At 70.9% G+C, this 13,177-nt stretch carries 18 protein-coding genes and 1 pseudogene; 11 read left to right on the plus strand and 8 right to left on the minus strand.

Annotation, left to right across the window (positions count from 1 at the left end; all coding sequences use genetic code 11):
• The first annotated feature begins 79 nt into the window (after nt 1-79).
• From QSK39_RS34325 to QSK39_RS34335, 3 genes are all read left to right on the plus strand, one after another.
• Nucleotides 80-388, plus strand: coding sequence for a WhiB family transcriptional regulator (locus QSK39_RS34325; protein WP_284744532.1), 309 nt, complete (start codon nt 80-82; stop codon nt 386-388).
• Between the two features lie 206 nt (nt 389-594).
• Nucleotides 595-948 carry an STAS domain-containing protein gene (locus QSK39_RS34330; RefSeq protein WP_086862300.1) on the plus strand — a complete coding sequence of 118 codons (354 nt, stop codon included), beginning with the start codon at nt 595-597 and terminating at the stop codon, nt 946-948.
• A gap of 59 nt (nt 949-1,007) precedes the next feature.
• On the plus strand, nt 1,008-1,796 hold the full coding sequence (locus tag QSK39_RS34335) for a metal-dependent hydrolase (RefSeq protein WP_285482835.1): 789 nt from the start codon (nt 1,008-1,010) through the stop codon (nt 1,794-1,796).
• On the opposite strand, the gene QSK39_RS34340 is transcribed toward QSK39_RS34335, so the two are convergent.
• A complete protein-coding gene (locus QSK39_RS34340) occupies nt 1,759-2,541 on the minus strand; it encodes a nuclear transport factor 2 family protein (RefSeq protein ID WP_285482033.1) in 783 nt (260 codons plus the stop codon). The two genes, QSK39_RS34335 and QSK39_RS34340, sit on opposite strands and share 38 nt — an antisense overlap.
• A 95-nt stretch (nt 2,542-2,636) precedes the next feature.
• On the opposite strand from QSK39_RS34340, the gene QSK39_RS34345 reads away from it, so the two are divergent.
• Entirely contained in the window at nt 2,637-3,185 is a 549-nt protein-coding gene (locus tag QSK39_RS34345) for a TetR/AcrR family transcriptional regulator (protein ID WP_285482034.1), read from the plus strand.
• On the opposite strand, the gene QSK39_RS34350 is transcribed toward QSK39_RS34345, so the two are convergent.
• Complete coding sequence (locus QSK39_RS34350; RefSeq protein ID WP_285482035.1) at nt 3,171-3,785, minus strand: MFS transporter; 615 nt, start codon at nt 3,783-3,785, stop codon at nt 3,171-3,173. The two genes, QSK39_RS34345 and QSK39_RS34350, sit on opposite strands and share 15 nt — an antisense overlap.
• Before the next feature lie 106 nt (nt 3,786-3,891).
• Nucleotides 3,892-4,257 (minus strand): annotated as a pseudogene (locus QSK39_RS34355) (MFS transporter); the annotation flags it as partial.
• Between the two features lie 127 nt (nt 4,258-4,384).
• Here QSK39_RS34355 and QSK39_RS34360 point away from each other — a divergent pair.
• Nucleotides 4,385-4,711 carry a hypothetical protein gene (locus QSK39_RS34360; protein ID WP_285482036.1) on the plus strand — a complete coding sequence of 109 codons (327 nt, stop codon included), beginning with the start codon at nt 4,385-4,387 and terminating at the stop codon, nt 4,709-4,711.
• Nucleotides 4,712-4,750: 39 nt separating this feature from the next.
• Nucleotides 4,751-5,224, plus strand: coding sequence for a hypothetical protein (locus QSK39_RS34365; RefSeq protein WP_285482037.1), 474 nt, complete (start codon nt 4,751-4,753; stop codon nt 5,222-5,224).
• Here QSK39_RS34365 and QSK39_RS34370 read toward each other — a convergent pair.
• Both QSK39_RS34370 and QSK39_RS34375 read right to left on the minus strand, forming a co-directional pair.
• Entirely contained in the window at nt 5,221-6,855 is a 1,635-nt protein-coding gene (locus tag QSK39_RS34370; protein WP_285482038.1) for an ABC transporter permease, read from the minus strand. The genes QSK39_RS34365 and QSK39_RS34370 overlap by 4 nt on opposite strands.
• On the minus strand, nt 6,852-7,748 hold the full coding sequence (locus QSK39_RS34375; RefSeq protein WP_285482039.1) for an ABC transporter ATP-binding protein: 897 nt from the start codon (nt 7,746-7,748) through the stop codon (nt 6,852-6,854). Before QSK39_RS34375 ends, QSK39_RS34370 begins: the two co-directional genes overlap by 4 nt.
• A gap of 93 nt (nt 7,749-7,841) precedes the next feature.
• On the opposite strand from QSK39_RS34375, the gene QSK39_RS34380 reads away from it, so the two are divergent.
• A complete protein-coding gene (locus tag QSK39_RS34380) occupies nt 7,842-8,330 on the plus strand; it encodes a GbsR/MarR family transcriptional regulator (RefSeq protein WP_285482040.1) in 489 nt (162 codons plus the stop codon).
• Here QSK39_RS34380 and QSK39_RS34385 read toward each other — a convergent pair.
• Nucleotides 8,327-8,890 (minus strand): TetR/AcrR family transcriptional regulator, encoded by a 564-nt coding sequence (locus tag QSK39_RS34385; RefSeq protein ID WP_285482041.1) that lies wholly within the window; start codon nt 8,888-8,890, stop codon nt 8,327-8,329. The two genes, QSK39_RS34380 and QSK39_RS34385, sit on opposite strands and share 4 nt — an antisense overlap.
• Nucleotides 8,891-8,973: 83 nt before the next feature.
• Here QSK39_RS34385 and QSK39_RS34390 point away from each other — a divergent pair, with 83 nt between their 5' ends.
• From QSK39_RS34390 to QSK39_RS34405, 4 genes are all read left to right on the plus strand, one after another.
• Nucleotides 8,974-9,582 (plus strand): NAD(P)-dependent oxidoreductase, encoded by a 609-nt coding sequence (locus QSK39_RS34390; protein ID WP_285482042.1) that lies wholly within the window; start codon nt 8,974-8,976, stop codon nt 9,580-9,582.
• Nucleotides 9,583-9,646: 64 nt separating this feature from the next.
• On the plus strand, nt 9,647-10,318 hold the full coding sequence (locus QSK39_RS34395; protein ID WP_285482043.1) for an SGNH/GDSL hydrolase family protein: 672 nt from the start codon (nt 9,647-9,649) through the stop codon (nt 10,316-10,318).
• A gap of 422 nt (nt 10,319-10,740) precedes the next feature.
• The gene (locus QSK39_RS34400) at nt 10,741-11,346 is read left to right on the plus strand and encodes an RNA polymerase sigma factor (protein ID WP_284744545.1); all 606 of its coding nucleotides are present in this window, start codon (nt 10,741-10,743) and stop codon (nt 11,344-11,346) included.
• On the plus strand, nt 11,343-11,816 hold the full coding sequence (locus QSK39_RS34405; protein ID WP_284744546.1) for a carboxypeptidase regulatory-like domain-containing protein: 474 nt from the start codon (nt 11,343-11,345) through the stop codon (nt 11,814-11,816). The genes QSK39_RS34400 and QSK39_RS34405 overlap by 4 nt, the downstream gene beginning before the upstream one ends.
• On the opposite strand, the gene QSK39_RS34410 is transcribed toward QSK39_RS34405, so the two are convergent.
• Together QSK39_RS34410 and QSK39_RS34415 are read right to left on the minus strand one after the other, a co-directional pair.
• Complete coding sequence (locus QSK39_RS34410) at nt 11,813-12,559, minus strand: polysaccharide deacetylase family protein (RefSeq protein WP_285482836.1); 747 nt, start codon at nt 12,557-12,559, stop codon at nt 11,813-11,815. The two genes, QSK39_RS34405 and QSK39_RS34410, sit on opposite strands and share 4 nt — an antisense overlap.
• Nucleotides 12,560-12,680: 121 nt before the next feature.
• Nucleotides 12,681-13,130, minus strand: a complete 450-nt coding sequence (locus QSK39_RS34415) for an SRPBCC family protein (RefSeq protein WP_284744548.1) — start codon at nt 13,128-13,130, stop codon at nt 12,681-12,683.
• Nucleotides 13,131-13,177: the final 47 nt, after the last annotated feature.

The following is a 13,177-nucleotide window of genomic DNA, read 5'->3' on the forward strand; positions in this document are numbered from 1 at the left end:
AACCAAACCCGGGTTTGATCCGCTCCACCGGCGGGCATGTAGCGATCGACATGCTCATCCTGGGAAAGGCAGGGACGACATGGCTGACGTCAGCCGACTGCCCAACGTGGTTGCTGAAGAGTGGGAATGGCAGCTGCGCGGTTCTTGCCGCGGCGCCGACAGCAGTCTCTTCTTCCACACGGACAACGAGCGGGGTTCGGCGCGGGAGCGGCGCGAGTCGCGGGCCAAGGCCATCTGCCAGACCTGCCCGGTCCTGGCCCAGTGCCGCACGCACGCGATGACGGTACAGGAGCCCTACGGCATCTGGGGCGGCCTCGGGGAGATCGAGCGGCGACAGCTCTTTCTGCGGCAGCGCAGGGCGGCCCGGAAGGTGATGAGTGCGCACTGACCAGGCAGGATTCGATCGCACGTGAGCAGTCAGCGCGAAAGGGCGGCGGCCGTGGCGGGCTCGGCCGCTTCCTGGGTTAGGGTTGGCCCCGGAGTTGCCTTGACCGTGCCGCCGCGAGCTTCTGGAAAGGCACGGTGACACGGTTGCCGCTTGAGACAACAGGCGCGTACCCGGCGCAGGAGCAGCGCCTGACGAGGAGAAACTGCATGCCCGCAGCCGACCAGAACGCCACCCCGCCCGGGTTCGGCATCACGCTGGACACCGACGCGACGGAGCCCCGGGTGGTGGTCACCGGCGAGCTCGATCTGCTGACCAGTCCGCAGCTGCAGGAAGCCCTGGCGGGGCTGATCGCGGACAAGCGAGCGCAGCGGGTCGTGGCCGATCTGACCGGGGTGACCTTCTTCGATTCCTCCGCGCTGAACGTGGTGCTCCGCGCACAACGCCAGGCCGGCGAGCAGGACGTCGAACTCGAGGTCGTCCCGAGCCCCGCGGTGAGCCGCGTGATCGAGCTCACCGGCGTGGCCGAACACCTGAGCGTGTCGGAAGACCCCCAAGCCTGACCGCCCGCTACGGTTCCGCGGACTGATTTCTGTGCGTGGACCTTGGGGGCGGCACGATGATGGGGCGGACGCACGCCCTGACCGGCTGGTGCGCGGGCTTGGCCCTGGCGCCCGCGGTCGGGGCCGGTTCGGTGCACCAGGCGGTGGTTTTCGCCGCCACGACGGCGGGGTTCGCCCTGCTGCCCGATCTTGACCACCCCGGAGCGAGCGCGTCCCGTCTGCTCGGTTGGCTGACGGGTGCTTTGTCGTGGCTGCTGCGCCGCGTGTCGGCGGCGTTCTACGCGCTGACGAAGGGCCCGCGCGACGAGAAGGTGACGGGCCAGCACCGCCACCTCTCCCACACGGTGCTGTTCGCGGCGGGCGTCGGAGCTTTGACGTCGTGGGGCACGGAAGCCGGCGGCCCGTGGGCGGTCGTCGGCGTCGTGGTCTTCGGGTTGATGCTGGCGGAAGGCGCACTGGGCGACTGGCTCCTGCCGGTGAGCGGCGCCGCGGTGGCCTGGTGGTTCTTCACGGCACCGCCCGACCGGGCGGGTGAGCTGGAGTCGATCACGGGCTGGCTGGGTATCGCGGTGGCGGCGGGCTGCCTGACCCACTGCCTGGGCGACGCCCTGACCGAGTCGGGCTGCCCGTTCCTCTTCCCGATCCCGATCGCGGGCGAGACGTGGTACGAGATCGGGCCCCCGAAAGCCCTCCGGTTCAAGACCGGGAAGAAGGTCGAGAAGCGGCTGGTCTTCCCGGTGTTCGTGGTGCTCGGCGTGCTGCTGGTCCCGGGTGTCTGGGACTGGTCGGTGAACACGGTCGAGCGGCTGTTCATCCCGCCGGCGAGCCAGCAGGCGACGACTCCGTGAACCGCTTGATCCGCTCGGCCGACGCGGCGGTGTCCGCGTAGTCGCGGGAGTGCGTGATCAAGCCGTCCTTGATGGTCATCACCATGACGTAGGACGCCACGAAGGTCTCGCCGCCGAGTTCCTGGCGCAGGTCGAACTCCGCCACCAGCACCGACGGGTCCTTCGTCTCGTGGACCACGACGTTGTCCGCGCCCACGATCCGCCGGAGCGGTCCCGCCGCGCGGAAACGGCGGCGGAGTTCTTCACGGCCCTTCGTTTCGCGGGGGACGCCGGCGGGGGTGAACGGCATCTCGAGCACGACGTCCTCGGCGTAGAGATCGGCGAGGTCGTCCCAGCGGTTATCCACCGAGGCGGCCAGGAACGCGTCGAACACCGCCCGCGCTCCGGCGGATGCGCCGGCCACGTTCGGGTAGTCGCGGTACGACGTGATCAAGCCGTCGGCCACCGTCAGGATCCCCACGGACGACGGAAAGCTGAAGGCGGGACCGGAAACCGTCAGTTCCACCACGAACCCGGACTCCGCCGGGGTCGTCTTGACCTGCACCTTCTCGACGCCGATCGCACGGGCTCGCGTACCGCCCGCGGCCAGGCGCGCCAAGATCGCTTCCCGGCCTTCAGCACGCTGGCCGAGGAAGGGCAGTTCGTACACCGCGTCGGCGGCGAAGAGGTCCGCGAACGGCGTCGTGTCCAACGTGGACATCCCCTCGCTCACCAAGGCGGCTATTTCGGGCACGGTGCGTGGCATCGGAATTCTCCTGGAAGACTGGACGTTGAATCGGAACGGTGCACCCGCTTAGGACGATACGGAGCGTGCGTTCCGGTTGTCAACGAGGAGAAGACATGGAGAAGATGCGTGCGGACGCGCGGCGCAACCGGGCCAAGGTCCTGGCTGCCGCCGAAGAGGCGTTCGCCGCCGATGGGCTCGCCGTGCCGCTCGACGACATCGCGCGGCTGGCCGGGGTCGGCGCCGGGACCGTCTACCGGCACTTCCCCAGCAAGGAAGCGCTCTTCCAGGCCGTCGTCCTCGAACGCATCGAGCAGTTCGCCGAAGAGGCCCGCGCCCTCGCCGCGGCCGACAACCCCGGCGAAGCCTTCCTCGACTACTTCGTCCGCGTCATCAAGCAGGCGTCGCTCAACCGCGCCATCTGCGACGCGCTGGCCGAGACCAGCGGGCACGCCTTCAAGGCCGGCGCGGGCGACGACTTCCGCGCCGCCCACGGCGAACTGTTGCGCCGGGCCCAGGCCGCCGGTGCCATCCGGAAGGACATCGACGCCGACGACCTGCGTGCGCTCATCGTCGGCTGCCTCGCCGTCGAGCGGTACGCGCCGGGCAGCGAACACCTGGTCCGCGTGGTCGTCGACGGGCTTCGGGCGTCAGCCGGGAACTAGGTCGCGCAGCTTCCGCAGCGGCGAGCACACCAGGATCGCGGCCGAGGCGAGCACGCCCGCCGCCGCGATGTGCAGCGTCACCCGCATCCCGAACGCACTGGCCAGCGCGCCGCCGGCGAGGCTGCCGAGCGGGATCGCGCCGAACACCAGCGTGTGCGTGATCGAGTTGACCCGGCCCAGCAGCTCCGGCGCCGCGGCGGACTGCTGGAAGCTCATGCCGAACACGTTCAGCACGATGACGCCGAAGCTCGCGAAGAACCCGGCGACGACGTAGCAGGCGAGCGCCCAGCCGCGGCCGGTGAACGGGTGGAGCTGGTAGGCCAGGCCGTACAGCACCGCCGCGCCCCACAGCGCCCGCGCGCCGCCGATCCGGTCGCCGATGCGCCGCGCGGTGAGCCCGGCCGTGAGGGCGCCGGTCAGCGTCGACGTGCCGAGCAGCCCGATCGCCCACGGCGAGAGCCCGACGTCGCGCGCGAGGAAGACGATCACGATCGCCAGGTGCACCGACTGGAAGAAGCTCGACACGGCGCCGTGGACGCTGACCGCCAGCAGGACGCGATCGCCGCGGACCGCGCGCAGGCCGTCGCCGATCTCGCGCAACAGGTGCCGCGGACCGGGTGAAGGCCGCCATCGACAGGTTCGTCTGGAGCCGGGCGTTCGCTTCCGGCAGCTGCTCCCGCGTCACCAGGCGGGGGACGTAGGTCTGGTGCGCGATGTCGAAGAACACGCCGAGCAGCCCGACCCCGAGGACGACGGCCAGCAGGTGCCCCAGCCCGAGCACCCCGAACAACGCCGCGACCGGGATCGACCCGATCAGCGCCGCGCGCCCGAGGTCGGCGGCGATCAGCGCCGGGCGGTGGCGCATCCGGTCGCACCACGCGCCGACCTGCAGGCCCAGCACCAGGTAGGGGAGAGTCTCCGCGGTCCGCAGCAGGGAGACCTCGAAGACGGACGCGCCGAGCGCGGTGGCCGCGAGCAAGGGGATTGCCAGCACGTCGAGCCGGCTGCCGAGCTGGCTCACGAGGTCGGCCAGCCACAGCCGGCGGAATTCGCGGTTTCCGAAGGCCCCCATGACCCCAACGTGCCACGCTCAATAAAGTTGAGTCAATCAGACTCAAGGTGCACGGTCTGTAACAAGAGCTAAGATCAACGCGAGTTAGTCCTCGTACCTGCGCTGCGCGTGGCGAGGGGGTGCCCGGATGACTGGTCGACCTACCTGGGGTTCCACCGCGGTGACCGGGCTGGCGGGATTCGCCACCGGGTTGCTGGTGGCCGCGCTGCTCGTCGCCGGCCGGCCCACCCCCAAACCCGCCGATGTCGTCGCCCCGCCGCCGACCAGCACGGTTCCCGCCGTGCCGGTCACCGTGACCGCGTCGGTGCCGCCGTCCACCGTCACGTCGGTCGAGACCTCGCCGCCGAGCACCACCACGAGCGTCGTCGAGGTCACCGTGACGTCCACCCCGACGTCGGCCACGCCGACCTCGACTCCACCCGCCTTGCCGTTGACCAGCGTGTGGCGCGACTGATCCGTGCAACCCCGGCGCCGGGAATTCCGTCTGGTCGGCATGCGAACGTGGATCGCGGCCCTGCTGCTCGTCACCGCCGGCTGCGGCCAGGCCGGCTCCGGAACCGAAGTCGCGTGCCCGGCGATCGGCACCCGGATCGGCATCGGCCTGACCGTCCCGGACCCCGCGGGCATCACCCGCGCGACGCTCGAAGCGTGCTGGGGCGACCAGTGCGTCACGCGCCCGGTGGAGCTCTTCCCCGGGACGGCCGCGGGCACCCAAACCTGCACCGGGACCGGCCCGGACGCCTCGTGCGGCGTCTCGATGGTCCCGACCGGCGAGCTGCAGGGCTTCGCCGACATCCCCGGCCTGGCGGCCGAGCCGATCCGGGTCACCGTCCGCTTCGACGACGGCAAGCCGCACACCACGGTCGTCACGCCCGCGTTCAGCGAACCGGGCGGCCCCGCCTGTGGGAAGGCGGGGCCACAGGCTCAGCTCGTGGCCGGGGCCGACCGGGAGATCAAACCGCGTTAGCCGACGTCGCGGCGCCGCCAGCCCACCAGGCCGGCGACCAGGGCCGCGGCCGCGATCGCCGTGAGCCAGACGAGCGGCGTGGCGACGAGCTCCTGGCCGGGGATCTTCGGCGGGTGCTGGAACGGCGAGACGTCCAGCACCGCCTGCGGCAGGTTGACGACCGGGCCGAACAGGCTCAGCAGCAGCGCCAGCGAGCCGACCGCCCAGGCCGCGGCCGAAAAGCCCGGCAGCAGCCCGAAGATCGTCACCGCCAGCGCGACCACGACCCACACCGCGGGCAGCTGGACGAGCATCCCGGCGAGGGAGTCGCCGACCGAGCCGCCGACATCGCCGGTGCGCAACCCGTTGGCCAGCCCCATGAACAGCCCGCCCGCCAGCAGCAGCACCGCCGTGCCGAAGAACGCGAACACCAGGTGGCCCGCCGCCCAGCGCAGCTTGCCGACGCTCGTGGCCAGCACCGGCTCGAGCCGGATCGCGGTCTCCTCGCCGCGCATCCGCAGCACCGCCTGGATCCCGTACAGCGACGCGACCATCGCGAACATGCTGGCCATGGCGGCGAGGAACGCCTGCGTGAGCGCCGCGCTGCCGCCGAGGCGCGCCATGATCTCCTGCGCCTGCGGGCTGGAGCCGACCAAGCCGCCGATGCCGCTGGCGATCGAGCCGAACACCGCGCCGACCACGGCCATCCCGATCGTCCAGCCGAGCAGCGGGCCGCGGTGCAGCCGCACGGCGAGCGCGAACGGCGTCCGCAGGCTCGCCGCCGCCCGCGCCGGGCCCGGCCGCGGCGGCAGGATGCCGACGCCGACGTCGCGCCGCGGCAGCAGCCAGTACCCGGCCGCGCCGACGGCCAGCCCGAAGACCACCGGCAGCACGAGCACCCACCAGCGTTCCCCGGCGAACGCGCGGACCTGCTGCACCCAGCCGATCGGCGACAGCCACGACAGCCAGCGAGCGTCCACAGTGGAGTCCCCGGCGCCGCGCAGCAGGAAGGCCGCGCCGACCACGGCGGTGCCGATCCCGTTGGCCGTGCGGGAGTACTCGGCGAGCTGGACGGCGACCGCCGCCACCGCGGTGAACACCAAGCCCGACAACGCTTGCGCCGCGCCGAAGGCGAGCGAACCGGCGGCGGGCAGCCCGGCGCCGACCATGCTGCCGTACTGGATCAAGCCGACCAGCACGCTCGCTCCACCGGCCACCAGGACGGCCGACGTCAGCGCCGCGTACCGGCCGACGACCGCGGACGCGAGCAGCTCCGCGCGGCCCGTGTCCTCCTCGGCGCGGGTGTGCCGGGTGACCGTGAAGACCACCATCAACCCGGTCAGCAGGGCCAGGAAGCCGCACAAGCGCCAGGAGATGAACCCGCCGGCGGTGGTCAGGTCGAACGGCGGCCCGTAGAGCAGCGCGTACGACGGGTTGGTGTTCGCGCCGACCTGCAGTGCCTGCCGGTCGGCGACGGTCGGGTAGAACTGCGTGAACGTCTTCACCGTGCTGGCCGGGACGATGCTCAGCAGCACGATCCAGATCGGCAGGACGACGCGGTCGCGGCGCAGCGCGAGCCGGGTGAGGTGCCAGGTGCCGGCCAGTTCGTGCGCCGGCGCGACCTCGGCGGGCCGCTCGAGGGTCGCGGTCATTTCGCGCTCGCCTCGGTGGTGTAGTGCCGCAGGAACAGCTCTTCCAGCGTCGGCGGCTGGCTGACCAGGCTGCGGACGCCGACCTGGGTCAGCTGGCGCAAGGCTTCGTCGAGCGAGCGCGTTTCGACGTCGAACCGGACGCGGTTGCCGTCGACCTTGAGGTCGTGGATGTTCTCCAGCTTCGCGAGCCCGTTCGGCGGGCCGGCGAGCTCGGCGGTGATCGACGTCCGGGTGAGGTGGCGCAGCTCGGCCAGGGTGCCCGACTCGACGGTCGTGCCGTTGCGGATGATGCTGACCTTGTCGCACAGCGCCTCGACCTCGGCGAGGATGTGGCTCGACAGCAGCACGGTCCGGCCCTGCTCGCGCTCCTCCTGGATGGCGTACTGGAACGTCGCCTCCATCAGCGGGTCGAGGCCGGACGTCGGCTCGTCGAGGATCAGCAGGTCGACCCGGGACGCCAGGGCCGCGACGATGGCGACCTTCTGCCGGTTGCCCTTGGAGTACGTCCGCCCCTTCTTCTTCGGGTCGAGGTCGAACCGCTCGACGAGGTCGGCGCGGCGCTTCTCGTCGAGCCCGCCGCGCAGGCGCCCGAGGAGGTCGATCACCTCGCCGCCGGAGAGGTTGGGCCAGAGGTTGACGTCGCCGGGCACGTAGGCCAGCCGGCGGTGCAGGCTCGCGGCGTCCTTCCAAGGGTCGCCGCCGAGCAGCCGGACGTCCCCCGAGTCCGCGTGGAGCAGGCCGAGCAGGACCCGGACGGTGGTCGACTTCCCGGCGCCGTTCGGGCCGAGGAACCCGTGTACTTCCCCAGTAGGTACCTGCAGATCGAGGCCGTCCAAGGCCTTGGTCCGGCCGAACGACTTGTGGAGGCCGGAGATCGCGATGGCGTTTTCCATGCTTCGGAAGCTACACTGATTTCACGAAGTTGTGAAGTTAAGAAAATGTCTAGATTGAGTGATCTTGGTGGGCGGGTACGAGAGGATGGGCCGATGACGACGCCTGACACGAAAAGAGATGAAGACGCCGTCCGCCGGTACGTCGAGAGCCTGGCCCTGGTGCTCTCGCAGATCGGGATGCAGCGCATGTCCGCGCGGGTCTTCGCGGCCCTGATGACCACCGACGACGCCCGCCTGACCGCGGCCGACCTGGCCTCGCAGCTGTCGGTGAGCCCGGCGGCCATCTCCGGCGCGGTGCGCTTCCTCGAGCAGGTCGGCCTGGTCGCGAAGGAACGCGAGCCCGGCGAGCGCCGTGACCACTACCGCCTCTTCGACGACCTTTGGTACGCCACGTTCCTCAAGCGCGACCGCATGATCATCATGTGGCGCGACGCGGCGGGCGACGGCATCGACGCCCTCGGCGAGGACTCCCCGGCGGGGCAGCGGCTCGCCGAGATGCGGGACTTCCTGTCGTTCATGCTGGAGGAGCTCAACGGCATGTACGAGCGCTGGCACAAGCTCCGCGCGGAGAAGAACGCCTAGAGCGCGGCGAGCAGGGTGTCCACGAGCCGGCCGGCGGGATCGGCCGGCTCGCTTTCTTCGAACGTGGCCAGGAACGCCTGCTGGAAGCACGCGCCGAGCAGCAGGGACGCGGCCGCCTCGACGTCGGTGTCCACGCTGATCCGGCCCAGTGCCCGCTCGGCCCGCAGGTAGTCCGCGACCCCCTTCAGCGGGATGCGCGGGCCGGTCGTGCCCATCCGCTCGCGGTGGTTGCGGAGCAGTTCGCGCGACGAGAAGACCGAGACGGCGATCGGGAACCCTTCGAGGTAGAACGCGAGGCCGAGCCGCGCGACGCGGACGAGGTTGTCCCGCAACGGCGCCTGGCCGGGGTTCGCGGTCAGGTCCGCCAGGGTCGCGCCGAGGGCGGGCAGTTCCTCGGCCATGACGCTGAGGAACAGGTCCGTCTTGTCGCGGAAGTGCTTGTAGAGCATCGCTTCCGAGTAGCCCGCGGTCTGCGCGATGACCTTGGTGGTCGCGTGGGCGTAGCCCTGCTCGCGCATCACCTTCGCGGCCGCGGCGACGATCTCCTCACGGCTTCCCATGACGGCTCCTGAGTGCGTTCTCAGCGTGGTTAGTGAACACTCACCTTACCTGGTGAGTGTTCACTAACCGAGGAGGAACCACCATGGAGATCACCGTTCTGGGGGCCACCGGCGGCGTCGGCGGCGAGGTCGTCGGGCAGGCGCTGGAGCGCGGCTGGGACGTCACGGCCGTCGTCCGGGACCCCGCCCGGCTGAAGCTGCCGGCGCGGGTCGTCGTCGCCGGCCTGCACGAGCACGCCAAGCTGACGGCCGCGATCGAAGGCCGCGACGCGGTGATCTCGGCGGTGGGTTCGCGGGACCGCGGGCCGACCACGGTCTGCGCGGACGGCGCCCGCGCGGCGATCGAGGCCGGGGCGAAGCGCCTGCTGGTCGTCAGCGCCAGCGGCATGCACACCGAGGGGGACGGCTTCTTCACCCGCACGCTCGTGAAGCCGCTCCTCAACACCTTCCTCAAGCACGGCTGGGCCGACATGCTCGCGATGGAGGACGTGGTCACGGCGTCCGGGGTGGACTGGACGGTGGTCCGCCCGCCGATGCTGCTCGACGGCCCGCGCACCGGCAAGGTCGCGAGCCGGCTCGACGGGAACGTCCGCACGTTCACCATCCGGCGGGCCGACGTCGCCGCCTTCCTGCTCGACGCCGTGGCGGACCCCACGCTGATCAGGGCGAAGGTTTCCATCGCGCACGGCTAACTCCGCCTTCCTCCCCGCCGCCACCCTCAACCGAGGCGCTTCGCGCCGCTGTTCTAATTCCGCCATGGTGATCCTCGCGCAAGCGCTGTACGTCAAGCGGAAGACCCCGCGGCTCCCCGGCGCGTCCGGTCCGACCGAGGGGCGAGTCCCGGGCGAGGGCGAGCCCTTCCGCCTGGCCGTCCTCGGCGAGTCCACAGTGGACGGCGTCGGTGCGCGGGACCACGAGGAAGCGCTCACCGGCTGCCTGGCCCGCGAGCTCGCCCGCGACGGCCGGGCGGTCCACTGGCAGGCGGTCGGCCGGACCGGGGCCAACGCCCGGACCGTCCGCGCCGAGCTGGTGCCGCTCGTCCGCCCGGCCGATCTGGTCGTCATCGCGCTCGGCGTCAACGACACCATCGAGCTCCGGACGGCCGCCGGCTACCGCCGTGACCTGCTGGAACTGGTCGTCGAGCTGCGGCGGCGGCTCGGCCCGGTGGACGTCCTGCTGGCCGGCGTGCCGCCGATGTCCCGCTTCCCGGCGCTGCCGCGGCCACTGCGGGACTTCCTCGCCGCCCGCTCGGCCGCACTCGACGCGGCGGCCGCGACGCTCGGGAAGATCCCCGGCGTCACGCACCTCCCGATGGACCCGCGGCTGCTCGACCCGGCCGCGTTCGCGTCCGATCGCTTCCACCCCGGGCCCGCGGGCTACGCGCGGTGGGCGCAAACGCTTTCCGAAGCACGTTCGGTGATTGCTTAGCCGCACTGCGTCGATCTTCAAAAAAAGTTCGCGGTTCGTGTATCTGGCCGTCCCGCCATTGCGTCCTGTGGAGCAGCCAAGCACGAGATGGGAACGCGGCAGGGGGTGCCGAGTTCGGAAATACGCGGTGACCGGGAGCCGAGGGGGCTTCCGGACACCGTCGGCCGGGTGCCCTTCGGGGGAGGGGACATCCGGCGGGGTCCCGTTGGGGAGCGGGCCCCTTGAGGGAGGGGAGTACCGGTCGGCGCGGGTCACCCGCTCGCGTCGGCCGGTACCTCCCGCAGCTGTCCTTGCCCGGAGCGCGACCGACGAAGTAAGTGACCTTGATGTATCCGAGATCCACCTGCACGCTCCTTCCCCCCGAAGGACCCGCGATACTGCCGAAGCCGACTCGAAGACTTTTCCGAAGAGGGGCAGATACGGTGACCGACGTGCAAACCACAGAGGTAGACCCGCCTTGGGAGGGCTTGACCGGCGCCGAGCTGCACGCCGCGTGCATGCAAGCCGCCCGGGAGGGTGACCGCCGCGCGATGGACCGCCTCGTCGCCGAGCTGACCCCCCTCGTCTGGCACGTCGCCCGGGCCAACGGCCTCGACCGCTCGGTCGCCGAGGACGTGGTCCAGACCGTGTGGCTCGCCCTCTTCAGCCAGCTCGGAAAACTCAGAGACCCCAAGGCCCTCGCCGCGTGGCTGATCACGACCACCCGGCGCGAGGCCACGCACCCCTTCGGCCGTCGCATGCAGCCCGTGCCGCTGAGCGACGAAGTCGCCGAAGCCATGCCGAGCACGCAACCGGCACCCGAAGACGAAGCCGTCCGCGCCGACCGCGACCGCCGGGTCTGGCGCGCCTTCGTCCGGTTGCCCCACCGCTGTCAGGACCTGCTCCGGCTGACCGTGCTCGCGGGTCGGGCGGAGTACCAGCTCGTCGCCGAGACACTGCGCATGCCCCGCGGCAGCGTCGGACCGACCAGAGGGCGCTGCCTCGACCAGATGCGCGATCTCCTCGCCAGTGAAGGGGGAACCCGATGAACGACCTCGGAGCGCCGGGCGAGGCCTTTTCCGACGAAATGATCCTGGCCGGCATCGGCCGCTTCCTCGACGAGCTGGACCCGCCACCGGACGACCTGGTGCAGCGGGTCCAGTTCGCGCTCGCCCTCGAAGACCTCGACGTCGAGGTCGCGCGGTGGGAACGGCTGGACACCCTCGCCGGCGTGCGCGGCGGCGGCACCGGGACGATCACCTTCACCGTCAGCGACCTGACCGTGATGATCAACCTGACCAAGATCGGCAAGCTGCACCGCATCGACGGGTGGCTGGTGCCCGCCGGCCAGTACGGCGTCGAGGTGCGGGTCGCCGAGCACGGGACGTCGTCCACGACCGCCGACGAAGGCGGCCGGTTCGTGCTCGACAACGTGCCGCGCGGGACGACGCAGATCCTCGTGCACCTCGGTGACGTGTCGTGCCGCCGGACCGTCGTGACGCCGACGGTCGTGCTTTAGCCCAGGAAGTCGGCCAGGGGGACGGGAGTCAGCCCGTCCTTCTTGGCCTGCTCCACGAACGCCGTGTAGTCCTCGGCGAACGTCTTGCGGAAGTGCATCAGCACGACGTCACCGGGCTTGAGCTTGTCGCCGGCCTGGAACTGGACGTGCCCGTCGTTGACCGCGGCCGTCCACAGCACCGCCGCGCGCATCCCGCACGCCGCCGCCGCGCGCAGTGTGTTCTGGTCGTAGTTGCCGAAGGGCGGCCGGAACAGCGACGGCCGCACGCCGAGGCTCTTCTGGAAGTCGTCCGCGTCGTCGCAGATCTCCTTGCGCTGGAACTCGTACGGCTTGCCCTTGAGGTTCGGGTGGTCGACCGTGTGGTCGCCGAGCGTCGCGCCGGTGGCGTCGAGGATCTGCTTGAAGTAGGCCTCGTGGCCCTTCACGTACTTCTCGTTCAGGAACAGCACCGGGTGGGTCCCGTTCTGCTGCATCAGCTTCAGGGCGCCGGGGTCCTTGACCGCGCCGTCGTCCATGGTGAGGAAGACGTACGGCTTGTCGGTGGGGATCCGCTTGACCACCGGGACCTGGCCGTTCGCGATCGCCGGCGCCTTCTGCTGGACCGTGCCGAACGGGTACGGCCCCGGCGTCGTCGCCCCGGGGCCGCCCCCGGGGGCCGGGTTGGGCTGGCTGGTGCCGAACTCCCGCTGTGCCGGCTCGTTCGCCGAACAGGCCGTCAGTGCCAATGCCGCGGCGGCGACCACGGCTACGACGCGCTTCATCCCACGTCCCCCTTCCGCGTAGTACGCAACTACACGAAAGAGTGACGTTGGGGAGTGGGTCGAGGTTGTGTCCGGTGATCTTGTGTGGCCGGGGCCACCCAGGTCAGCGCCCTGTTTCGGCCGCCTTGACCAGCTTGCCGGAGAACAGCCGGATCACCCGTTCGAGTCCGGCGGCCAGGATCGGGCCGCTGCCCTTGACCGGTTCGGTGAACGACCCGGTCCAGCGCAGGTGCGTGCCGCCGCCGTCGGTCGGCGTGAACAGCACCTCGGCGCGGTAGTCCTTGATCGGGTTGGCGCCGAAGAACGTGTAGACGTGCTTGTGGCCGGGCTCGTACTCGAGCGTCTCCTCGCGGATCAGCACCGGCCAGAGGCCGACCTCGCGGACGGCGCCGACGCCGCCCGGCTCATCGGTGCCCTGGCGCTTCCAGCGGGCCTGCACGATGAGTGGCTTTCCCCACTTCGCCCAGCTCGGCCCGTCGGCTTCGAGCGCGAACAACGCGGCCGGCGGCGCGGTGCTCGTGCGGTTGACCTCGAAGGAGAACTTGCGGCCCACCGGAACCTCCCACGTTGTTGACAGATTGATAATTAAGCGTTCCGCGC

Origin of the sequence: Amycolatopsis sp. NBRC 101858 (assembly GCF_030269325.1) — a bacterium.
GTDB lineage: Bacteria > Actinomycetota > Actinomycetes > Mycobacteriales > Pseudonocardiaceae > Amycolatopsis > Amycolatopsis ponsaeliensis.

Excerpts from the sequence above, each read along its gene's own strand:
- QSK39_RS34325 (WP_284744532.1), top strand. The coding sequence starts at position 80 with ATGGCTGACGTCAGCCGACTGCCCAACGTGGTTGCTGAAGAGTGGGAA.
- QSK39_RS34330 (WP_086862300.1), top strand. The coding sequence starts at position 595 with ATGCCCGCAGCCGACCAGAACGCCACCCCGCCCGGGTTCGGCATCACG.
- QSK39_RS34335 (WP_285482835.1), top strand. The coding sequence starts at position 1,008 with ATGGGGCGGACGCACGCCCTGACCGGCTGGTGCGCGGGCTTGGCCCTG.
- QSK39_RS34340 (WP_285482033.1), bottom strand. The coding sequence starts at position 2,541 with ATGCCACGCACCGTGCCCGAAATAGCCGCCTTGGTGAGCGAGGGGATG.
- QSK39_RS34345 (WP_285482034.1), top strand. The coding sequence starts at position 2,637 with ATGGAGAAGATGCGTGCGGACGCGCGGCGCAACCGGGCCAAGGTCCTG.
- QSK39_RS34360 (WP_285482036.1), top strand. The coding sequence starts at position 4,385 with ATGACTGGTCGACCTACCTGGGGTTCCACCGCGGTGACCGGGCTGGCG.
- QSK39_RS34365 (WP_285482037.1), top strand. The coding sequence starts at position 4,751 with ATGCGAACGTGGATCGCGGCCCTGCTGCTCGTCACCGCCGGCTGCGGC.
- QSK39_RS34370 (WP_285482038.1), bottom strand. The coding sequence starts at position 6,855 with ATGACCGCGACCCTCGAGCGGCCCGCCGAGGTCGCGCCGGCGCACGAA.
- QSK39_RS34375 (WP_285482039.1), bottom strand. The coding sequence starts at position 7,748 with ATGGAAAACGCCATCGCGATCTCCGGCCTCCACAAGTCGTTCGGCCGG.
- QSK39_RS34380 (WP_285482040.1), top strand. The coding sequence starts at position 7,842 with ATGACGACGCCTGACACGAAAAGAGATGAAGACGCCGTCCGCCGGTAC.
- QSK39_RS34385 (WP_285482041.1), bottom strand. The coding sequence starts at position 8,890 with ATGGGAAGCCGTGAGGAGATCGTCGCCGCGGCCGCGAAGGTGATGCGC.
- QSK39_RS34390 (WP_285482042.1), top strand. The coding sequence starts at position 8,974 with ATGGAGATCACCGTTCTGGGGGCCACCGGCGGCGTCGGCGGCGAGGTC.
- QSK39_RS34395 (WP_285482043.1), top strand. The coding sequence starts at position 9,647 with ATGGTGATCCTCGCGCAAGCGCTGTACGTCAAGCGGAAGACCCCGCGG.
- QSK39_RS34405 (WP_284744546.1), top strand. The coding sequence starts at position 11,343 with ATGAACGACCTCGGAGCGCCGGGCGAGGCCTTTTCCGACGAAATGATC.